The 21,829-nt window shown below is 45.6% G+C and carries 19 protein-coding genes; 12 read left to right on the top strand and 7 right to left on the bottom strand.

Features of this window, described 5'->3' with window-relative positions; genetic code table 11:
- Window positions 1-4: 4 nt before the first annotated feature.
- From EJ063_RS12255 to EJ063_RS12280, 6 genes are all read left to right on the top strand, one after another.
- The gene (locus EJ063_RS12255; RefSeq protein ID WP_126574570.1) at window positions 5-271 is read left to right on the top strand and encodes a hypothetical protein; all 267 of its coding nucleotides are present in this window, start codon (window positions 5-7) and stop codon (window positions 269-271) included.
- 184 nt (window positions 272-455) lie between these two features.
- Entirely contained in the window at window positions 456-1,679 is a 1,224-nt protein-coding gene (locus tag EJ063_RS12260) for an AAA family ATPase (protein WP_126574571.1), read from the top strand.
- Between the two features lie 27 nt (window positions 1,680-1,706).
- Window positions 1,707-3,182 (top strand): TadA family conjugal transfer-associated ATPase, encoded by a 1,476-nt coding sequence (locus EJ063_RS12265; protein WP_126574572.1) that lies wholly within the window; start codon window positions 1,707-1,709, stop codon window positions 3,180-3,182.
- An 11-nt stretch (window positions 3,183-3,193) separates the two neighbouring features.
- A complete protein-coding gene (locus EJ063_RS12270) occupies window positions 3,194-4,162 on the top strand; it encodes a type II secretion system F family protein (RefSeq protein ID WP_126574573.1) in 969 nt (322 codons plus the stop codon).
- A gap of 1 nt (window position 4,163) precedes the next feature.
- Complete coding sequence (locus EJ063_RS12275) at window positions 4,164-5,108, top strand: type II secretion system F family protein (RefSeq protein WP_126574574.1); 945 nt, start codon at window positions 4,164-4,166, stop codon at window positions 5,106-5,108.
- A gap of 9 nt (window positions 5,109-5,117) precedes the next feature.
- Window positions 5,118-6,122: a tetratricopeptide repeat protein gene (locus tag EJ063_RS12280; RefSeq protein ID WP_126574575.1), complete on the top strand. Its 1,005-nt coding sequence runs from the start codon at window positions 5,118-5,120 to the stop codon at window positions 6,120-6,122.
- Window positions 6,123-6,185: 63 nt separating this feature from the next.
- On the opposite strand, the gene chrA is transcribed toward EJ063_RS12280, so the two are convergent.
- On the bottom strand, window positions 6,186-7,331 hold the full coding sequence (gene chrA / locus EJ063_RS12285; RefSeq protein WP_126574576.1) for a chromate efflux transporter: 1,146 nt from the start codon (window positions 7,329-7,331) through the stop codon (window positions 6,186-6,188).
- Window positions 7,332-7,439: 108 nt separating this feature from the next.
- Here chrA and EJ063_RS12290 point away from each other — a divergent pair, with 108 nt between their 5' ends.
- Complete coding sequence (locus EJ063_RS12290) at window positions 7,440-8,348, top strand: LysR family transcriptional regulator (RefSeq protein WP_126574577.1); 909 nt, start codon at window positions 7,440-7,442, stop codon at window positions 8,346-8,348.
- Here the strand turns inward: EJ063_RS12290 and EJ063_RS12295 are convergent.
- Window positions 8,345-8,692, bottom strand: a complete 348-nt coding sequence (locus tag EJ063_RS12295) for a ribosome recycling factor family protein (RefSeq protein ID WP_126574578.1) — start codon at window positions 8,690-8,692, stop codon at window positions 8,345-8,347. The two genes, EJ063_RS12290 and EJ063_RS12295, sit on opposite strands and share 4 nt — an antisense overlap.
- A 239-nt stretch (window positions 8,693-8,931) precedes the next feature.
- On the opposite strand from EJ063_RS12295, the gene ahpC reads away from it, so the two are divergent.
- From ahpC to ahpF, 3 genes are all read left to right on the top strand, one after another.
- On the top strand, window positions 8,932-9,489 hold the full coding sequence (ahpC, locus tag EJ063_RS12300) for an alkyl hydroperoxide reductase subunit C (protein WP_004413034.1): 558 nt from the start codon (window positions 8,932-8,934) through the stop codon (window positions 9,487-9,489).
- Window positions 9,490-9,727: 238 nt separating this feature from the next.
- Window positions 9,728-11,506, top strand: coding sequence for an integrin (locus EJ063_RS12305; protein ID WP_126574579.1), 1,779 nt, complete (start codon window positions 9,728-9,730; stop codon window positions 11,504-11,506).
- A gap of 239 nt (window positions 11,507-11,745) precedes the next feature.
- The gene (gene ahpF, locus EJ063_RS12310) at window positions 11,746-13,338 is read left to right on the top strand and encodes an alkyl hydroperoxide reductase subunit F (protein ID WP_126574580.1); all 1,593 of its coding nucleotides are present in this window, start codon (window positions 11,746-11,748) and stop codon (window positions 13,336-13,338) included.
- 114 nt (window positions 13,339-13,452) lie between these two features.
- Here ahpF and EJ063_RS12315 read toward each other — a convergent pair whose 3' ends face one another.
- Window positions 13,453-14,340 (bottom strand): LysR family transcriptional regulator, encoded by an 888-nt coding sequence (locus EJ063_RS12315; RefSeq protein ID WP_126574581.1) that lies wholly within the window; start codon window positions 14,338-14,340, stop codon window positions 13,453-13,455.
- Window positions 14,341-14,540: 200 nt separating this feature from the next.
- Between EJ063_RS12315 and EJ063_RS12320 the strand changes: the two genes are divergently transcribed.
- Window positions 14,541-15,422 carry an aldo/keto reductase gene (locus tag EJ063_RS12320; protein ID WP_126574582.1) on the top strand — a complete coding sequence of 294 codons (882 nt, stop codon included), beginning with the start codon at window positions 14,541-14,543 and terminating at the stop codon, window positions 15,420-15,422.
- Between the two features lie 73 nt (window positions 15,423-15,495).
- Here EJ063_RS12320 and EJ063_RS12325 read toward each other — a convergent pair whose 3' ends face one another.
- Window positions 15,496-16,056, bottom strand: a complete 561-nt coding sequence (locus EJ063_RS12325; protein WP_126574583.1) for a gamma-glutamylcyclotransferase family protein — start codon at window positions 16,054-16,056, stop codon at window positions 15,496-15,498.
- Between the two features lie 235 nt (window positions 16,057-16,291).
- Here EJ063_RS12325 and EJ063_RS12330 point away from each other — a divergent pair, with 235 nt between their 5' ends.
- Window positions 16,292-17,476 carry an NnrS family protein gene (locus tag EJ063_RS12330; RefSeq protein WP_126574584.1) on the top strand — a complete coding sequence of 395 codons (1,185 nt, stop codon included), beginning with the start codon at window positions 16,292-16,294 and terminating at the stop codon, window positions 17,474-17,476.
- Between the two features lie 72 nt (window positions 17,477-17,548).
- On the opposite strand, the gene glpD is transcribed toward EJ063_RS12330, so the two are convergent.
- From glpD to glpK, 3 genes are all read right to left on the bottom strand, one after another.
- The gene (gene glpD / locus EJ063_RS12335) at window positions 17,549-19,117 is read right to left on the bottom strand and encodes a glycerol-3-phosphate dehydrogenase (RefSeq protein WP_126574585.1); all 1,569 of its coding nucleotides are present in this window, start codon (window positions 19,115-19,117) and stop codon (window positions 17,549-17,551) included.
- Window positions 19,118-19,290: 173 nt separating this feature from the next.
- A complete protein-coding gene (locus tag EJ063_RS12340; protein ID WP_126574586.1) occupies window positions 19,291-20,073 on the bottom strand; it encodes a DeoR/GlpR family transcriptional regulator in 783 nt (260 codons plus the stop codon).
- 197 nt (window positions 20,074-20,270) lie between these two features.
- A complete protein-coding gene (gene glpK / locus EJ063_RS12345; protein WP_126574587.1) occupies window positions 20,271-21,788 on the bottom strand; it encodes a glycerol kinase GlpK in 1,518 nt (505 codons plus the stop codon).
- Window positions 21,789-21,829 lie beyond the last annotated feature (41 nt).

The raw sequence follows: 21,829 nt of genomic DNA on the forward strand, positions 1-21,829 counted from the left end.
AAGCATGAATCAATTAATCAAAGTCATCCCTGTTGGTTTGTTCTGTATTTTCTCTTTGGGCTGTGTAAACAACGCTCCTCAGTTAGGTGGGCATGTCGCAAAACTTAAAACGGAACAGGTCTATAACCCGAATGCGTCGATCGATAACCTTGGCTTCGTGCCGTCAGGTAGTGGTGAGCGAATGGAAGGGGCGTATCAAACTTATACGGGTAAAAAAGATTCCGATCTAAAGGGCACAGACAGTCAGGTGCTGGATTCTTTTGCTGAGTAACGTGCGTTCGTATGTTCGTCAATAATTTGATGCGGATGGCTATTCTTTAGCGGAGATAAGTGGACGAAATTAGAGGATTAATCTGCTCTTTGAAATGGCAAATAGTGAGCGAGTTCCTACACTTAATACTAGATAACAACAATAAAACACTTCGCATTAGCAAGGACAGCTAGGAGAAAACAGTATGGGAGAAGCTGTAAAGCTAACACCAAATGGAGATAGCCCTATCAGACTAAAAACCAATTTAACGATTTGGGTATTTTACTCATCTGATGCGTTTCATCTTCATATCAGCCATGAACTTTCAAAATGCCAGAGCGTGACTTTTGAAATGATTTCATTCCATGGCTTGGTGGTGGCTAATCTCGCCCACTTTTCTCCTCCTGATTTGATCTTTGTTGAGACAGGGCCCAATTGGGCTCAGAAGATTGTTGAGCTTCAGCAATATGAATCTCCAGAGTCGAATGACACAGCCCATGAAGCGTCTCTCATTGTATTTGGTAATGAAAATGATAATGGCGCGTTGAAAATTGCCTTGCGTATTGGTGCGGTTGACTTCATCTCTGATAAAGCGGTGATTGATGAACTTATCCCTATGCTGCGCAATTTAGCTGAAGAGAAGGTCGCCAGTAGAAACTTAGGTGAGATGATCGTGTTCATGAACACTAAGGGCGGCGCAGGTGCTTCGCTAATTGCATTGAACACGGCGATCAAAATAGCCAAAGATCGGCCTGATGAAGTGCTGTTGGTTGATCTTGATATGCAATTTGGCGTGATAGAAGACTATCTCAATGTACATTGTACGTACGGATTGGCTGATGCGATTGCTAATGTCGCCGACCTTGATGAAGTGTCACTAGGCAGTTTGGTCACCAAGCATGAATCGGGCCTGCATTTGATCGGGTTCAAGCGAGAAAACAGCCATGAGAACTTCGAAAAAATTGCGCACATTAGCAAGCTTATTCCGGTGCTGAGAGAGCGCTACCCTGTTGTGATCATTGATTTATCTCGTGGCTTAGATCGTCAGTTTGGCGGCGTTATTTCCCCGGCAACTAACATTTTTCTGATCACGCAACAAAACCTAGTGGCGGTTAAAAATACCACACAGATATTAAAGGTGCTGACGTTTGAGTTTGGCATCACCAAAGATCAAGTAGAAGTCGTCGTAAACCGATACGAAAAGCGTCAGTCGATAAAACTAAAAGATATCCAAGATACCGTGGGCAGCATTAAGGTCTACACGATTCCAAATGAGTTCAAAATCGCATTAGAAAGCGCCAATTTGGGGCGTCCTTATATCGAAGCGAAAAAGAACAGTTCTATTTCTAAATCGATTAGTAAGCTCGCTGATTCTCTACAGCCCGAAGTAGAAGAGGAAAAGGGTTGGTTCAAACGGTTATTCTCGTAAGCAATCCAGATTGAGAAAGGATTTTTCATGTTCTTTAAACGGAAAAATATAAGCCCCGATCTACAACAAAAAGTGGCTGATGCCGAAAAGCAGCAAGCACAGGTTTCTGCTGAGCCTGAAAAAGTTGTAGCGGAAGAGGCGGTTCCTTCCGAAGCTGCGGGCAGTTATCAAGAGCGTAAAAAGCAAGAAGCGAAAGCGAAAGGGCATGCCATTGAAGAGGCAAAAAAACAGCTTGAGCTTGAGCTCTCCGTGAAGCATTACTATCACCAAAGACTGCTGGAAACATTGGATTTAGGGCTATTGGCTAGTTTAGAAAATGAAAGAGCCAAGACCGAACTTCATGATGCGATCATTCAACTCATGGCCGATGACCAAACCCATGCCTTGAGTGCTGAGGGGCGCAAGCGTGTGATCCAACAAATTGAAGATGAAGTGTTTGGGTTAGGTCCACTGGAGCCACTTCTTAATGATGCCACCGTTTCTGATATTTTGGTCAACGGCCCTAAGCATGTGTTTGTTGAGCGAAGAGGTAAGCTTGAACTTACCCCCTATACATTCCTTGATGAGCGGCACTTAAGAAATATTCTTGACCGCATTGTGAGCCAAGTAGGTCGCCGGGTGGATGAAGCATCACCTATGGTGGATGCCCGGCTTGTTGATGGCTCACGTGTGAATGCAATTATCCCCCCGTTAGCACTGGATGGGTCATCGGTATCCATTCGCCGTTTCGCAGTAGAAAAGCTCAACATGGATAACCTTCTTAACTTCAATTCGCTCTCACCTGAAATGGCCAAGTTTGTTGAGGCTGCTGTGACCGGAGCGATGAATGTGCTGATTTCTGGTGGTACGGGTTCAGGTAAAACGACCACTTTGAACATCTTTTCTAACTTTATTCCCTCCGATGACCGCATTGTTACTATCGAAGACTCGGCAGAGCTGCAGCTCCAACAGCCTCACGTGGTTCGCTTGGAAACTCGTCCAGCTAATTTAGAAGGGAAAGGGGAAATTACTCAGCGTGATTTAGTAAAAAACTCCCTGCGTATGCGACCTGATCGGATTGTTCTTGGGGAGGTTCGTGGTGCAGAGGCCGTGGATATGCTAGCGGCAATGAATACCGGTCACGATGGATCACTGGCGACCATTCACGCCAACACACCTCGTGATGCCCTTTCAAGGGTCGAGAATATGTTTGCAATGGCGGGCTGGAATATGAGTGCGAAAAACCTTCGCTCTCAGATTGCTTCTGCTATCCATCTTGTTGTTCAAATGGAACGACAAGAAGATGGTAAACGCCGCATGGTGAGTATTTGTGAGATCAATGGCATGGAAGGAGAGATCATCACCATGTCGGAAATCTTCAAGTTCCACCGTAAAGGAATGGATGAAGAAGGGAATGTGATGGGGTATTTCACTGCGACGGGTGTGGTTCCTCAATGTCACGATCACCTGTCAAAAAAAGGGCTTCATCTGCCATTTGAAATTTTTAATGAGTCAATCTCATAAAGGAGGGGGTTATGCAGCTCGATGCAACACTCTTTTTCGTCTTGCTTTTTTTCGCTGTGGTTTTCATATCACAAGCGTTGATCTTACCCGCAGCAGGTAGCAAAGCTAAGCACAAAGAGCTCTCCGAACGACTGAAAGAATCACAATCAAAACTGGATGAGGAAGCCCGCTCATTACTTCAAGAGCATTACCTAAAAAGCCTAACCCCATGGGATAGGAGACTTGTTAACTATGAGGTGTTTTCTTCGCTGAAAAAGTTGATTGAGCTTTCGGGCTATGATTGGAGTTTAACTCAAACCTTAGTGACCACATCTTGCCTATCAGTCAGTGGTTTTTTAATTACGATGTTACTCGGTCAGCCTATTTATGTTGGCTTAGCCGCCATTGTGGCTGTTTGGGTCTGTTTGTATTTTTGGCTTGGGAAAAAAATTTCAGATCGTCTTGCTGCGTTTGAGGAGCAACTGCCTGAAGCGCTCGATATTATGCGCCGGATGTTGCAAGCCGGTCAGCCTGTAACACAAGCCTTTAACGAAGTTGGGATGGAAATGCCCGCGCCAATTGGTGTGGAGTTCAAAAACACCTTTAACTTGCTCAACTATGGTTATGACATGCGTATGGCCATTATGCAGATGGCCGAGCGAACCCCGACGGTTTCTATGTTGGCTTTTTCCAGTGCGGTTATTTTGCAAAAAGAGACGGGTGGTAACTTGTCTGAAAACCTCGAAAAAGTGTCCAAGGTGCTTCGCGCTCGATTTAAGTTGCAACGAAAAATAAAAACGCTGTCTGCTGAGAGTCGTTTATCAGCGTGGATCTTAGTTCTGTCGCCGTTTGCTCTGTTTGTTTTTCTGAGTTTCATCAATCCAGAATATGTTGCGCCACTTTACACCGACCCAAGAGGGATGACGTTAGTCAGCGGTGGGGTGGTTAGCCTCTTTATTGGCGCAATGTGGATTCGAAACATCATCAATTTCGAGGTGTGATATGGAGTCTATTTTAGATTTAGTCTCTTCGTTTAATATTGATGAACAAACCTTTTTCTTAGCTGTGATTCTGATTGCGACGGTCTTGTTGATCTTTACCTTATCGATGCTGCTAATTAGCTCTCGGTCGCCGTTAAGAACCCGTTTGGCGAGCTTAAAAGACACGTCGGCGATAGGGACCGCCAAAAAGGTCAGTCGTTTAGAAAAATCATTGGAATCTCTTGCTCCGGCAATGAAGTCGTCCAATGAAAAAGAGAATGAAACCATCCGCGTTAAGTTAATGCATGCGGGGTATCATGATGCCAGTGCTTTGACCTTTTTTTATGCCATGAAAGGAATTTCGGTCGTGATCGGCTTTTTAATGGCCGCCAGTGTCTACTTCTTTGCTCCCGACATTTCTATGCGCAATTTGATCATGATGGGGAGCGTTGCATTTGGTCTATTCTTACCTAATGTCATATTGGGTAGGATGGTCGACAAGCGGCAGCGAAAAATCCGTGGTGGTATCCCTGATGCACTCGATTTGCTGGTGGTCTGTACTGAATCTGGTCTAGGTTTTAACGCTGCGATTCGCCGGGTGGCGGATGAGTTGACCATTTCCCACCCCGATTTTGCCGACGAATTAGATACAGTATGTGTCAAGATCAGTGCTGGTGTTGAGATGTCGGATGCATTTAATGATCTTGTGACAAGAACTGGTCTGACGGAGATTGCGGGCCTTGTCACTATGTTGGCTCACGCCTCTCGAATTGGCGGGAGTCTCTCTCAAACGTTACGTGAATATACTGAAGATTATCGTGATAAGCGCAATCAAGAGATTGAAGAAATAGCAGCTAAGATCCCGACGAAAATGATTTTCCCACTGCTTGTCTTTATCTGGCCTTGTTTCTTTATCGTTGCGATAGGGCCCTCTATGTTGATGCTATCCTCGACGCTGGGGAAATAAGGACACAATATGAAAGGATTGAATGTTGTTACCGTTACACTCTGTGCGCTGTTGTTGGCTGCATGTGCATCTAAAGAACCAAGCCTAGACACCTCGCTATACGATGGTAAACCGATTGATACTCTCTCATCGGAAGAGCCGCCAAAAACAGAAAAAGAAGCGATCATGCGAGGGGATACTGCGCTCAGTTCAGGGAATGTTGATTTAGCTTTGTATGAGTACATTCGCTCGCTGTCGTTTGAAAATGGACAATTTCGAGACCGTTCTCTGTATAACATTGGCCGCATCCACCAATCGCGAAACAATTTGACCCTGGCCGATAAAGCCTACTTGTTGGCCCTGGAAGAGAACCCGAATAATGTGGAGGTGTTAGAACAACTTGGCTCAATTCACAGTAAAAATGGTGATATTGAGCAAGGGAAAAGCTACTTTCTACGAGCGATTAATGCAGACCAAATACGTTTTGGAAACAGTGACACGTTAGTTGGAAAAGATCTGCTGACGTCTAAAGAAGTGGCTCTGCTTAAAAGTGATTCACGCTCACCAGAGTTTGCTTACATGGGGCTAGGGGTGATCGCTGACCTAGAGAAAGATCATAACCTTGCTCAAGCTTTTTATAAGCAAGCATTGAGTATTGATTCGAGCTCATCGAAGACATTAACCAACGTTGGCTATTCGTTTTATATGTCTGGTGATTACCGTAAAGCACAACGATTTACCTTAGAAGCGCTGGAGAAAGATCCAACCAACGATAAGGCACTGAATAACCTTGCGTTGATTTACTTAGCGAAAGGAGAAATTCCAAGGGCGATTAATGTTTTTTCTCGTCACATGGATAAACCAGAGGCTCTTAACAATGTTGGCTACTTTTTGATACTCCAAGGAAAGCCAGAGCAAGCCGTTCCTTATTTGCAACAAGCCATTGATAGTAAGAGTACTTATTACAAGGTTGCTAATGAAAACCTTGAGCGGGCATTAGCGTTGGTAAGAGAAGGCGAGATGAACAAAGAGTAGTGTTATCTCGATTAATGCAAGGGAGAGCGTTTGGCTCTCCCTTTTCAATTTTGATTTGGTTATTTATGCGATGTAGCCACCCGCAATGCCGGTAAGCATAAAGAACACCACCATCCAAATGATAGGAAGCTTGTGCTGCTTAAGTAGGTAGAAGCCAACTAAAACAAAAGCGAGATCTAAAGGATTAAGTACCGCACTGGTAAATACTGGCTGGTACAAGGCCGCAACAAGCAAACCAACTACCGCAGCATTCACGCCATTCACTGCGCCCGAGACTTTCGGGTTTTGAGCCAGAGATTGCCAGTTCTTCAATACGCCCAGCAGCAGTAAAAAGCCTGGCAGGAAAACAGCCACAGTGGCAATCAATGCACCTGCAATTGGTGCTGATGGCAGTAACTCATAACCAATGTACGTAGCAAAGGTAAACATCGGTCCTGGAACCGCTTGAGCCGCCGCATAACCCGTTAGGAAGGCGTCTTGGGTCAGTTGGTCGCCGACAATGTTTTGCAGTAATGGCAGAACCACGTGACCACCACCAAACACTAAACTACCCGCTTGGAAGAAGTCATTAAACAGGCCAATGGCTGGCAATGTGCTTGCGAGTAACGGTAGGCCAAAAAGTAAAGCAGCGAACAAAATCAGCGGTGCGAAGGATGGTTCGAACTTACCTTGGTACTCTTCATTGGCATTGCCTAACGTTTTCATGCCAATAAGCGCAGCTACGACTAATACCACCATTTGTGTCGCGATACTTGGCACAACCAGCAAGGCTACCGCCGTCATCACGCAGAGTGCGACAGCCAGCTTTTCCTTACAGAAGTTCTTGTACATGCCCCAAGCAGCATCCGCAACCACCACCACTGCCAGCAGTTTTAATCCGTGGACAATGTTTTGAAACAAGGCGGTTTCGGTAAGCTGGCTGCTGAGTATCGCAAGCGCCAACATAATCAGAACCGATGGTAAGGTAAAGCCAAGAAACGCCATACATGCGCCGCCTAAACCGCCACGCTTGTAGCCCAAGGCAAAGCCGACCTGACTAGAGCCCGGACCTGGCAAAAACTGACTTAATGCGACGATCTGTCCATATTCTTTATCATCTAGCCACTTTAGCTTTTCAACAAAGGTATTGCGGAAATAGCCAATGTGCGCCGCAGGGCCACCAAAGCTAATCCAGCCAAGCCAGAAAAAGGTTTTGAAAATTGTCAGCATGATTGCATTACTCATCTAAAAATAGTGGTGACAATTTACGTAATTCGCACACATGACTCAAATTGATAGTTTTAATATACTCTATGAATAAAATGGGATGGAGTGGCGATGAGAGAGTTTAATTGGAAAGGCGTTGATCTAAATTTGCTAGTGGCGTTTCAAGCCCTGTACCAAACCAAGAGTGTTAGCCAAGCAGCTGAGCATTGCTTTGTAAGTCAATCTGCCATGAGCCACACGCTGCAGCGTATGCGGACCCTGTTTGATGATCCATTGTTTGAGCGTGCTGGGATCAAGATGGAACCGACATTACGCTCCCACGAAATCGCGCCATTGATCGACCGTTTACTTGGCAGCATCAAAAATGATCTGTTGATTAAAAAGCACTTTAGCCCACAAACCTATCAAGGGGCTTGGCGAATCGGCTTAACCGACTACGCAGAGCAGCTGTTTGCCCCTCAACTTTATGACGCACTAAAAAGTGCAGCGCCACAGTCTCAGGTGAGTTTTTACAACGTCAATCGCAGTAACTACTTAGATATTGCTGAGAGCGAAAAACTCGATGTAGTGATTGGCAGTATCGACAACCTAAATCGACGCTTTTTGTCTGAACACCTTTATACTGAGCAACACTTGTGCTTGTTTGATCCACAAGCGATGACGTTACCTAGTCCGTTAACGCTAGAAGCATTTGTCAGTGTTGAACACGCACTGGTTAGCCCTGATGGCAGTTTACAAACCCAAGTGGATAAGCGTTTATCTAAGCTTGGCTATGAGCGCAGAGTTGGGGTGGCTTCAAGAAACTTTTTAACGGTGCGTCGGCTGCTGCTCGGGCGTCAGCTTATTTGTATTGTGCCAAAGCGATTTGCCGAAATGGAAACCCACAGCCATGGCCTAATGACAGCGGCAACCCCAGTAGAAGTGCCGGATTTTGATATTCGATTGCTCTACTTAAAGAGCAATCAATACGAAGAAAAGAGCATTTGTTTACGCCAAATCGTCACTGATATTGTACGTTAATCAAACCCTTCATATAGGTCTATGGCTTGGCGAGCTTCACTCATTGTGCACCCTGTTTGCGTGACCAATTGGTTGACCGTGACTGATGGTGTTTTCTCAATAAGGCTCGCTAAGCAGATTTCTGGTTTAGGCAGGGCTTTATCGATTTCTTTGACGACCCACTGATGGGCTTCATCCATCAACAACGTAATCAATGCCTTTAGCTGAGCTTCTTCCCCCGATAATTGCCAGTTACGAGAACGTCGAATCCGCTTGAGCTGGCAGCCAGACTCGTTTGCTTGCTGAATGATTAATGCCTTATCTGGCACTCGATGAACAAAACTGTTTAAGCGAATTACTAACATTGTCTTAGGGTTGTGGGGTGATCAGAGGTACTTTACCTCAGCATTCGACTGCCACTCAACTTTCTCTCACTTTTCCTATCATCAATTGGGTTTGATAGGTTTTGCCTTTTTCATTTGATAGATATTCCCTATTAGAGCAATAGAAACGTTCAAATTTACCAATCAACGCTGTCAGGGCAATATAACCACATCAACGCAGAGCAGCGTTCACAAACACTAAATTAGAAAGAGAGAACATCATGATCAACACAGAAATCAAACCATTCAACGCAACAGCATTCAAAAACGGCGAATTCGTAGAAATCACTGAGCAAGACGTGAAAGGTAAGTGGGCAGTATTCTTCTTCTACCCAGCAGACTTCACTTTCGTATGTCCTACTGAGCTCGTTGACCTACAAGAAAAATACGCAGAGCTACAATCTCGTGGCGTTGAAGTTTACTCCGTATCAACTGACACTCACTTCTCTCACAAAGCGTGGCACGATACTTCTGACAAGATCGGTACTATCGAGTACTTCATGGTAGGTGACCAAACTGGCACTATCACAAACAACTTCAACGTAATGCGTGAAGGTCAAGGTCTTGCTGACCGTGCAACGTTCCTAATCGACCCACAAGGTGTTATCCAAGCAATGGAAATCACTGCAGAAGGTATCGGCCGTGACGCAGAAGACCTACTACGTAAAGTAAAAGCTGCACAGTACGTTGCAAACAACCCAGGCGAAGTATGCCCAGCTAAATGGAAAGAAGGCGAAGAGACTCTAGCACCATCTCTAGACCTAGTAGGTAAAATTTAATTAGACGATAACGTCTTAGGTACATCGAGTCTGAGCTCCTAAAGGGCTCGGTGTGCCGACCTAATTAAAATCAAAGCCACATCGTTTAACGGTGTGGCTTTTTTGCATTTTAAACCAAGTGGCGGAGGACAGTGTACTGGTTACCTCTTTAGAGGGGGTTAACTTTTTACATGCAGAGTTGTATTCTGTTTGGCTTTTTTAAACTGTACCCAAATTAGTTGTTGCTTCAGGATTACCAATGAAGACTGTTCTTATTTCGATATTTTGCTGCTTTTTAGTCGCTTGCTCTGACGCTGATCAAGCCTTTCCCTCACCTGAACTTTCATTGAATAACACTCAAATGAAAACGTTTGAGTTTAGTTGGGATGGTGTAGAGGGCGCGACACATTATACGTTATGGGAAAACGTTGATGGCCAGTCGGGCTTTACCCAAGTTAGTCCGATTATTCAACCCGATGAGAACACGTTTACTTTGTCTGTGCCACTTTTCGCGCGTACCGATGCCCAGTATATGCTGAGAACCTGTAAGCCTTCAGCTTGTGTGTATTCAACTGCAGTGGGTATTTCAGGCAACCTAGTTGATAGTATTGGTTATTTTAAGGCCAGCAATACCGATATTGATGATGAATTTGGTACATCAGTCGCACTATCTAAAGATGGCAAAACACTCGCGGTGAGTGCAATTCATGAGGATAGCGACTCACAAGGTATTGATGGCCTCGACAATAATGATGGTGATAACTCGGGGGCGGTGTATGTCTTTGCCAATCAAGATGGTGAATGGCACCAACAAGCCTACATCAAGGCAGATAATGCGGATAATAAAGATCAATTCGGTACGTCGATTGCTTTATCGGCTGATGGCAATACATTAGTCGTTGGCGCCAAATATGAAGACAGTGATGCTAAGGGCATCAATGGTGATGGCAGCAATAATAGTCGAGCAAAGTCTGGGGCGGTATATGTCTTCGAGCGTGATAGCGATGGTGTTTGGACGCAACATAGCTATATTAAAGCCAGTGAACCTGATGTTGCTGATGAATTTGGCTGGCAAGTTGCCTTATCGGATGATGGTGCGACGTTAGCGGTCGCGGCGATTGAGGAAGACAGCAATGCGACTGGTGTGGGCGGTGATGATGCAGATAATTCGATGACCGAGACTGGTGCAGTCTACGTGTTTGCGTTAAACAATTATATTTGGTCCCAACAAGCTTATATTAAAGCGACTGTTACCTCTGATAATGGCGATATGTTTGGCTATGCTTTGGATCTCTCAGGTGATGGCAATACGCTAGCGGTTGGCAGTATTAGTGAATCGAGCGATGCGACGGGGATCGATGGTGATCAGGCTAATGATAACCTATCTAACTCAGGTGCAGTTTATATCTACACTCGTTCAGGTCAGGTTTGGACTCCAGGCTCCTATATTAAAGCAAGTAATACCGGGCTAGCAGATAAATTCGGTTCTTCTATTTCCCTGTCGCAAGATGGATCGACCTTATCAGTGGGCGCTTTCGGGGAAGGGAGCTCTTCCTCTGGAATTGGTGGGAATCAATTGGATAACTTTGCGCCACAATCAGGAGCCGTTTATATCTTTGGTTTCGACGGGGCTTGGCAGCAACACGCTTACATAAAAGCAAGTAATATGGTTGATATTCAAGACTCTTTTGGATTTTCAAATGCGCTGTCGGATGATGGTATGCAGCTTGTTGTGGGCGCCTATTTTGAAGGCAGCAGTAGTGTGGGCCTGGAAGGTAATCCAGGCGATAACAGTGCAATTAAGTCAGGTGCGGTGTACAGCTATTACCTAGATACCAATGGTACTTGGGTCGAAGGTGCTTATATTAAAGCGCCTAACACAGACGCTGAAGATCGATTTGGACGTTCTCTCGCGCTCTCTGGAGACGGTTCGACACTAGCTGTCAGCAGTATTGAAGAACAAAGTGGCGCAACAGGGATTGGCGGGGATGCTGAAGATAACTCGGTGAGCAAATCCGGTGCGGTTTACCTTTATTAAAGAGAGCTTTATCAAGCACTAGCGATTGAATAAACGCCTCTAAATTTAGCCTCTGAATATTGATATTCAGAGGCTTTTTTATGCAAACGACCATGGCGATCTTACTAGTAGGTTTTACCTATCAAAACAATAGAAATGTTCAAATTTACCAATTTAGTCGCTAGGGGCAAAATAACCCCATTAGCGCAACAGAGCGCACTAACAATAAATTAGACAAGATATTAAGAGTAGGCATTCCCATGTTAGATCAAGCAATGAAGCAGCAGCTAAAAGCATACCTAGAAAACCTTAAGACCGATGTACAGCTAGTTCTTAGCCTAGATGACAGCGAGACAGCAACTAAGCTGCAAGACTTAGCAAGCGATATCGCATCACTGACAGACAAGATTGAAGTGACGCGCGATGACAACGCAAGTGCTCGCAAGCCAATCATGCAAGTCGTGAACAAAGCAAAAGGCACATCGATTAATTTTGCTGGTCTACCAATGGGACATGAGTTTACTTCTCTTGTTCTCGCACTACTGCACAGCGGTGGTCACCCTATCAAACTTGAAGCAGAGGTTATTGAACAGATTCAAGCATTGGATAAAGCGTTAGATGTAGAAATCTTTATCTCGCTTTCATGTCAGAACTGTCCAGAAGTGGTTCAGGCGTTCAACATGATGTCAGCAATCAACCCATTAGTTAAAACCACCATGATTGATGGTGCAGCGTTCCAAGATGAAGTGAAATCACGCGACATCATGGCAGTACCAAGTGTATTTGTGAACGGTGAGCTATTTGGCCAAGGCCGCATGTCGCTAGCTGAAATCTTAAACAAAGTGGATTCAGGCGCAGCTGAGAAAAAAGCGGCGAGTCTAAGCGAGCAAGCACCATTCGACGTTCTTGTTGTTGGTGGCGGTCCTGCGGGTTCTTCAGCGGCTATCTATGCAGCTCGTAAAGGCATTCGTACTGGTGTGGTTGCTGACCGATTCGGTGGCCAAGTAATGGATACCATGGCGATTGAAAACTTTATCTCAGTGAAGGCAACAACAGGTCCTAAGCTGGTGGCTAGCCTAGAAGAGCACGTAAAAGAGTACGGTGTTGAGGTGATGACAGAGCAACGCGCTGCCAACATCATTGATGCAGAAGAGACAGAAGATGGTTACATCCACGTTGAACTAGAAAGCGGCGCAGTTCTGAAAGCTCGTACGGTAATCACGAGCACAGGTGCACGCTGGCGTGAAATGAACGTTCCAGGAGAGCAAGAGTACCGCAACAAAGGTGTCGCTTACTGCCCACACTGTGACGGTCCACTGTTCAAAGGTAAGAAGACTGCGGTAATCGGTGGTGGTAACTCAGGTATCGAAGCGGCGATTGACCTATCAGGTATTGTTGAACACGTAACGGTTCTAGAGTTTGCAGATACTCTGCGTGCAGACCAAGTGCTTATCGACAAAGCGAACGCAACGCCAAACATCGAAATCATCAAAATGGCACAAACCACACAAGTGCTGGGTGATGGTAACCGAGTAACTGGTCTTGAGTACAAAGATCGCAATACAGGTGAGCTAAAACAGATTGAACTTGCGGGTATCTTCGTTCAAATCGGTCTAATGCCAAACAGCGAATGGCTAAAAGGTACTAAGGTTGAACTGTCACCACGTGGCGAAATTGAGATTGATGCCCATGGCGCAACAACAATGAGAGGTGTGTTTGCAGCGGGTGATGTAACAACGGTTCCTTACAAGCAAATCATCATTGCGATGGGTGAGGGTGCAAAAGCGAGTCTAGGTGCCTTTGATTACCTAATTCGTAACCCAGCACCGGTTGCTGTCGCTGAAATGGCGTAAGAATTTATCCAGTCCTAACTATTCTTGTTAACTACTTTGTCGGAATTCGACAGCCACTTCTGCTTAGTCAGAAGTGGCTTTTTTCGTTTTATCAGCCAGTAAAAGTTCGTTCCGTCATTGCATAAAAGATTGCAGCATAAAATCGGTAAATGCGGACAATTTTGTACTGCGTCGAAGCTGAGGCGGATAAATCATATAGATAGCGCTTTGAGCAATGAAGTAATCACTGAGGACCTCTATAAGCTCGCCACTGTCTAGGGCTGGTTGCACCAAATAACACGGCATCTTTATGATGCCTTGTCCCTTTTTAGCCGATTCAAGCAACAACAGATTATCGCTGATCAGCATGTTGCCAGTTGTTCCTACCTCTAGTCGTTGATTGTCTTTGGTGAAAGACCATTGAGTCAGGTGCGGATCAGATAGGCAGTTATGCTGAGTTAAATGATCAGGGTGAGTAGGAAGCCCATGATGATCCAAATACTCTCTCGAAGCACAGCAAACATGGCGATATGGCATCAGTTTTTTGGCAATCATATTGTCAGGTGGCGTGTTGGTGGCGCGGATCGCCAAGTCAAAATTACTTTTGGTCAGATCTTCACGGTTATATCCAATGTCGAGGTCAAATTCGATGTTGGGGTGCTGCGCCTGAAAGTCACGACAGATATCAATCAAATATCGGTGGCTAAAAATAGTCGGAGCGGTAATTCGCAGTAAACCACTTACTTCGGTTTTGGTGTGCTCTAGCTCTTTTTCTAATTGCAAAATAGATCTGTTGATACCTTGCATCTTTTCGAGAATTTTTTCTCCAGCGTAGGTTAAGCGCACGCTGCGAGTTGAGCGAATCAACAGACTTGTTTCTAACTCTTGTTCTAGTTGATGAATCTGAGACGAAAGGTAGCTTCTTGAGATACCAAGGCTTTCTGCGGCTTTCGAGAAACTGAGCTGATTAGCGACTTCACTAAACAGCGCGTAGCGCTCAAATCGCTTGTGTTTTTTATGCATGCTGGTGGCGGATATTGGGTCAATAATAGAAGGATGAAGTGGGATTATAGTTCAATATAGAAGATTAAAACTTGATGATTGTTCGTTATACAAAATTATCTTTTCTCGAATATGGGCTTAATAGCGCCAGAGCCGAGGCGTATAGTGGAGGGAGTTAAAATACTCATCAGCGCAGTGCTGAACGAAATAGGAATACAACGATGCAGAAGTCACATCCGGTGTTTTCACCAATGATTCAAGGTTACTGGCGCATGGCAGAGTGGGGAATGAACACTCAGCAGCAACATGCGTTTGTTAAGCAGCATATCGAACTCGGCATCACCACTGTCGACCATGCTCCGGTGTATGGCCCGGACTCAGCATGTGAGCGCATGTTTGGTGAAGTGTTAGCTTTGGATTCAAGCTTGCGTGACCAGATTGAAATTGTCTCTAAGTGCGGTATCTACCGTGGTGAAGGCAAGCAGGTGAATTTCTATGACAGCAGCAAAGCGGCGATTTTAAAGTCGGTCGATGAGTCACTAGAACGTTTAAATACAGATCACCTAGATGTATTGCTATTGCATCGCCCAGATTTATTAATGGATGCCGATGAAGCGGCAAGCGCATTTGAACAACTTAAAGCTGCGGGTAAAGTGAAGCACTTCGGCGTGTCGAACTTTACACCTAGCCAATTTGATTTACTTCAGTCTCGTTTGGATGCGCCACTCATTACCAACCAAGTGGAAATCAACCCAGTGAACCTACAAGTCACCGAAGATGGGACGTTAGATCAGCTGCAACAGCAACGTGTTCAACCTATGGCGTGGTCGTGTTTGGCGGGTGGTCGACTGTTCACAGACAACAGTGAGCAAATGACTCGTCTGCGTGACACGTTAACGGACATTGCCGATGAAATTGGCGCACGTTCTATCGATCAGGTTATCTTTGCTTGGGTAATGAAAATGCCAGCGAAGCCAGTACCAATTATAGGCAGTGGTAATATTGAACGCGTACAAAGTGCGCTTGGTGCACTAGAGCTCACGCTAACTCAAGAGCAGTGGTATCGCATTTGGGTTGCATCGAAAGGTCACGGTGTGGCGTAACTCCATTTATATTGCCCTATAAAAATTTAGGCCCTAGTGAACTCACTAGGGCCTTTGTTTATTTGGCTTCAATTTAGCCTCGAGCCTCTGCGATAAGGGCATCAATTTGACCATGATGCTCAGGTGTTACCCCGGCTAAATTGCCGTATTTAGGCTGATGGCGATCATTTTCCATCGGGAAGTGCCAGCCGACGGTGTGTTCAATAAACTGCTTAGCGAATTGTTCAGAGATCTCCAAACAACCCGCGAGCACTGTGTCGACATAGGTTTGCATGATTGGGCTGAAAGTACACGGTGGCTCTAAGTCATCTTTCACGTATACCCAAATATGATCATCCGGTGACAGCGTAAATTGACTGTCGATGTCATTGATTGCGATGGTAATACGGTGGTAGCCCCGTTCGCGAACATCAAACTCTTTTAACCCAGCTTCACTTACCTCTAGCAGTACGCCGTTGACTAAGCCTTCTCCTTTATTGACCACCAATGGCGAAAGAATATAGCTGTCATCGACCTTACCCCAGTAGCGTTTTAATCCATGCGCCACGGCTGGAATCGCGGGTGAGGTTTGCCCCGTCAACTGACGTGAAGCGGAATTCATTAAGCTGCCATAGCCGAAGATGTAGTTTGCCATCCTGGTCTCCTTTCAGTGATGGTGGTCTTGATGTTTAAACCTACCGAGATTGATGAGAAAAAGAAAGTCTACATAATACATAAGTGAGTCATTATGACTCTTATTTTTGTGGTCAAAATGACTCTTTGTGAGGATGGGAGTTAACGAAAGCCCAATAGATACGGGGACTGTTAACTTGGAACATTTCTTGCGATAGAGAGTTGTATCCGATTATGAATGGCTTAGGAGTCACTCAGTGCTCAATATTACAGACAAAAAAGTCGAAGAGGCAATCCCACCTCTACTGCGTTTAGGTTTTAGACCTTTCTTCTTACTTGGCTCTCTTTATGCCGTAATCTCCATCGTGCTTTGGGTGTGGATGTTCCAGTCAGGCCAACCTGCTGCGCTTAAAGTACCGGCACTTTGGTGGCACGTGCATGAAATGTTATTTGGCTTTGCGATGGCGATTGTAGCTGGTTTCGTCTTAACCGCAGTGCAAACCTGGACAGGCGTTAACGGTACCAAACATTACCGTTTGGGCTTGCTAGTTGCACTTTGGTTATTGCCAAGAGTGCTGTTTTGGACCCCAACGCCACTGTGGTTGATATCAAGCATTGAAGCCCTGTTTCTAGCGTTAACCGCCTATGAAATTGGATATCGCGTCGTAAAATCAAAAGGGTGGCGTAACCTATTTTTTGTTCCGCTGTTTGTTTTAGCGATCGGGGCGAACTTTGCTAGCTACGCCGCCATTAAAGGACTGCCGCCGTTTCCTGCGTCAGCCGTGTGGCAGGCGATGCTTTGGTGGTTTACGTTGCTGCTGTCGATTATGGGCAGTCGAGTGATTCCATTCTTTACCGCCCGCCGCTTCAACTTTGAAAAGCCTCAGCCGATAGTGTGGCTGGATTGGGTGGCAAACTTGCCATTAGCAGGATTGTTTATTTTGAGCTTCTTCCCGATGACATTTGCTCAGTTAGGTCAGCCGCTCATGGTCGTTTCAGGCCTTGCGCATCTGGTGCGCGTGATGCGTTGGCAACCGTGGAGAACTATGAGCGAACCGCTCGTGTGGTCTTTGCATGCGACCTATCTGTGTATTCCAATCAGCCTGTTACTGCGTGGTTTAATCGATAATCCATTTGCAGCGCATAATCTACTACACCTGTTTGCTATAGGTGCTATCGGTGGGGTGATTTTGGCGATGATCGCCCGAGTGACAATGGGTCACACTGGCCGAGCCATTTATGAAGGTCCTAATATGGCCGTGGCATTCTTAGCCGTGATTGTTGCCGCATTGGTTCGCAGCTTAGGTGTGGCATTTGATCCTGCCAACATGATCTTGTGGGTTAACATCAGCGCAGGCCTTTGGGCACTCGCGTTTGGTCTGTTTGTTTATAAGTTTGGCGCAATGCTAATGAAACCGAGGGTGGACGGCCATCCAGGTTAAGAGCCAAAGAAAGTAAAGAAAAGGCTTGGCGCTGTTGGGCGACCAAGCCTTTTTATATCAGTTAAACGAGCATTAACCGGCCTTATTGATCTTACTGATCGTGACGACCTTATCTTGCATCGTCTGCTTCAGGTATTGGTTTAGCGCCTGTTGCTCATCGTCTGAAAGGTAAAGACCAAGCTTAGTACGACGCCACAAAATGTCCTCTTCCGTGACCGCAAATTCATGGTTAACCAAATAGTCTATTTCGGCCTGATACACACCGTGAGCTTCGACAGAGAATTGTTCACCCATATCCGCCACGCTGTTTTTGCCTTCTAACAACTGCCAAGTGCAAGTACCAAACTGGGTGACATAACGAAGAATGAGCGCTTCAGGTAACCAGTGGTATTTCGCTTGAATCGTTTGTGCTAGCTGCTCTCGGCTGCAGCTAAAGTTACCTCCTGGCAGAGCTTGATTCGCTGTCCATCGACCACCCATGTTCGGCAAGAAAGGCTCGAGCTTATCTAAAGCTGCTTCACCCAATTTTCGGTAGGTGGTGAGCTTACCGCCAAACACCGAAAGCAGTGGGGCTTGGTCAAGTTCTGCATCTAACTCGAGCGTGTAATCGCGAGTGATTGCTTGAGGAGAGTCAGATTCATCATCACAGAGTGGGCGAACTCCGCTGTAGCTCCATACCACATCATCACGTTTGAGCTGGTGGACGAAATGCTGGTTCACAATATCGATCAAGTAATCCACTTCATCGTCTGAAATCGCCACTTCACGCGGATCGCCTTTGTACTCAACATCCGTTGTGCCAATGATCGAAAACTTGTCTAAATAAGGGATCATAAATACAATGCGGTTATCTTTGTTCTGCAGAATGTACGCTTGAGGTTCATCGTGAATACGTGGCACTACGATGTGTGAGCCTTTGATCAAACGAATATTGCGTGGTGAGTCTTGCTCTAAACCATCATCGAAGAATTGTTTAACCCAAGGTCCAGCGGCATTGACTAAGGCTTTCGCTTTACGCTCAAAGCGCTGCCCTGTCATCACGTCATGGATCGTCACACGCCACAGGCCATTTTCTCGTTGAGCTTGCTCAACACGGCAGTAATTACGTATTTCAGCCTTATTCTCTTTGGCGGCTAGAACATTGAGTAAAACCAATCGTGCGTCATCGACCCAGCAATCTGAATACTCAAAACCCTTTTTCATTTCGGGCTTTAGAAGGCCTGATTTTGCAAGATCTACGCTAGTACTTGCCGGTAATGTTGTGCGTTTCCCCAGATTGTCATAAAGGAATAGGCCGCAGCGAATCATCCATGCTGGGCGTAAAAATGGGCGATGGGGTAAGCGAAATCGCATAGGGTTGGCCACATGAGGGGCTTTTCTTAGCAAGACCTCACGCTCAGCCAATGCTTCTGAGACCAAACGAAATTCGTAGTGCTCAAGATAGCGTAAACCACCATGAATCAGTTTTGAACTTGCCGATGATGTTGCCGATGCAAAATCATTAGCTTCGTATAGACCGACAGCAAGCCCACGACCTGCAGCATCCGCTGCGATACCTGCGCCATTAATGCCGCCACCGATGACGATCAAGTCTAGAATTTCAGACATATTCGCTGCAGCAGCACTGTGTTGGATACTCATAAATTTGACCTCTTGGTGAGCGAACGAGCATTTTTGAACATGAAACAATCGTAACTCAGCTTTCGTTTGTGATCATCTTTTATTTTCGTTTATGAGCGTTTACTGTGATTTAGGCACAAAAAAACCTCCTTATAAATGTAGGAGGTTTCGAATGTAGTACAAATATTCTGCGTTTATTGTTCGTTAGAGGTGCTCTCTACCACTTCTAGAGGAATAGAATGCTCTTTTAGTATGGTTTGAATCTCTTTTGGTGGTTCTTGATTAGTGAACAGCATATGCAGTTGTGAAATATTGCCTAGTTTGACCATCGCGTTTCGGCCAAACTTAGTATGATCAACCGCCAAAAAGACGCTACGACTATTCTCAATGATGGCTTGTTTGACTCGCACTTCGTGGTAATCGAAATCGAGCAGTGAACCATCAAAGTCGATGCCGCTAATGCCGAGAATGCCGAAGTCTAAACGGAATTGTTTCACAAAATCGAGGGTTGCTTCACCCACAATGCCCCCATCACGGTTGCGTACTTCACCACCGGCTAGGATGACTTTAAACTCAGGGTTCGGCAGTAGAATAGTCGCGACGTTGAGGTTATTGGTCACTACGCGTAACTGCTTATGCGTTTTATTCAGTGCGCGGGCAACGGCTTCTGGCGTTGTGCCGATATCGATAAACAGCGTTGCGCCATCAGGAATATGTTTAACTAACTCTTCCGCGATAATATCTTTTTCATTGAAGTTCATGGACTTGCGATCAGAGTAGCTAGTATTCTCCGAACTTAGTGGAATCGTTGCACCGCCATGATAACGGCGAATTTTGTTCTCATCGGCGAGTTCGTTCAGGTCGCGGCGAATGGTTTGCGGGCTAACGTTAAATCTCTCTACCAATTCATCTGTACTGACATAACCTTGCTGTTGAACCAGTTCAATAATTTGCTGGTGTCTTGGTATTTGTTTCACTCATTACTCCCTGAACGAGGCGTATTCATTTCGGTTTCATTTTTCGAAAGGACGCACTCGATAATTTTTCTGTCGTTATTGTGCTCGAATTTGAACGTGGAGAGAAGAGAAAGTCATAAGGAATAGGGGATAAGACGCAAAAAGGGCGCTGTGAAGCGCCCATTATTGAAAGGTGTTCGAGTTAATGCATCAATGACCTATTCTTCATCACCGTGCATTTCTGCCCATGTTTGCGCACATTTCACTGCGCGCTTCCAACCTTTGTAACGGCGACTGCGCTTCTCTTCATCATGGTGAGGCAAGAAGGTGCGATCCAATACCGCTTTGCCTTGTAGCTCGTCAATGTTGTTCCAATAGCCTACCGCTAAACCCGCTAGGTAAGCTGCACCAAGCGCCGTGACTTCGGTCACTTCTGGGCGGTGAACTTCGGTATCTAACACGTCTGATTGGAACTGCATTAAGAAGTTGTTCGCTACTGCGCCACCATCAACGCGCAAGTTCGCTAGCTTAATACCCGAGTCAGCTTGCATTGCATCGAGAACATCACGAGTCTGGTAGGCAATACCTTCTAATGTTGCTCGAATGATGTGGTTTGAGTTTACGCCACGAGTTAGACCGACAATCGTACCGCGAGCGTATGCATCCCAGTAAGGAGCGCCAAGACCCGTAAAGGCAGGAACCACATACACACCGTTTGATGAATCTACTTTTGTCGCAAAGTATTCAGAGTCTTTTGCGTCCGCAAGTAATTTCATTTCATCACGTAGCCATTGGATAGAAGCGCCGCCCATGAATACCGCACCTTCCAGTGCATAAGCCGGTTCACCTGTTGGTCCACATGCAAGCGTGGTGAGTAGACCGTGAGTTGATGTCACTTTCTCTTTGCCGGTGTTCATTAATAGGAAACAACCCGTGCCGTAAGTGTTCTTCGCTTGGCCTGCTTCGACACACATTTGACCGTAAAGCGCCGCTTGTTGGTCACCTGCAATACCAGCGATTGGAATACGTGTACCGCCTTTACCACCAATGTTGGTTTGGCCATACACTTCTGAAGAACGTTTTACTTCAGGCATCATCGACGCTGGAATACCAAGCTCATCGAGCATCTTCTGATCCCAACAAAGGTCATTGATGTTGAACAGCATAGTACGAGAAGCGTTGGTGTAATCCGTTACGTGAACGCGGCCTTGAGTCATCTTCCAAACCAACCAAGTATCGACTGTACCAAACAGTAGCTTGCCTGCTTCAGCGTCTTCACGAGCGCCTTCAACGTTATCAAGAATCCACTTTACTTTTGTGCCTGAGAAGTAAGGGTCTAGCACTAAGCCTGTATTGTCACGTACGTAGTCTTCAAGGTCACGTGCTTTCAGGTCTTCACAAATATCAGCAGTGCGACGGCATTGCCAAACAATGGCGTTGTAAACTGGCTTACCGGTCTCTTTGTTCCAAACGATGGTGGTTTCACGTTGGTTAGTGATACCAATACCGGCTAATTGATCACTGCGAATACCTGATTTACCAAGCGCTTCAACTAGGGTTGCACTCTGAGTTGCCCAAATTTCGAGAGGATCATGTTCAACCCAGCCTGCTTTAGGGTAAATCTGCGTAAATTCACGTTGAGCAACACTCACGATGTTTGCATCGTGGTCTAGGATTACGGCGCGAGAGCTTGTAGTGCCTTGGTCTAGGGCAACAATGTACTTTTGCTCAGTCATGGTAAGAATCCTTTTTATTCCGTTATATCTATTTTAGTTAA

The sequence above is a fragment of the Vibrio aquaticus genome (genome assembly GCF_003970385.1).
GTDB lineage: Bacteria > Pseudomonadota > Gammaproteobacteria > Enterobacterales > Vibrionaceae > Vibrio > Vibrio aquaticus.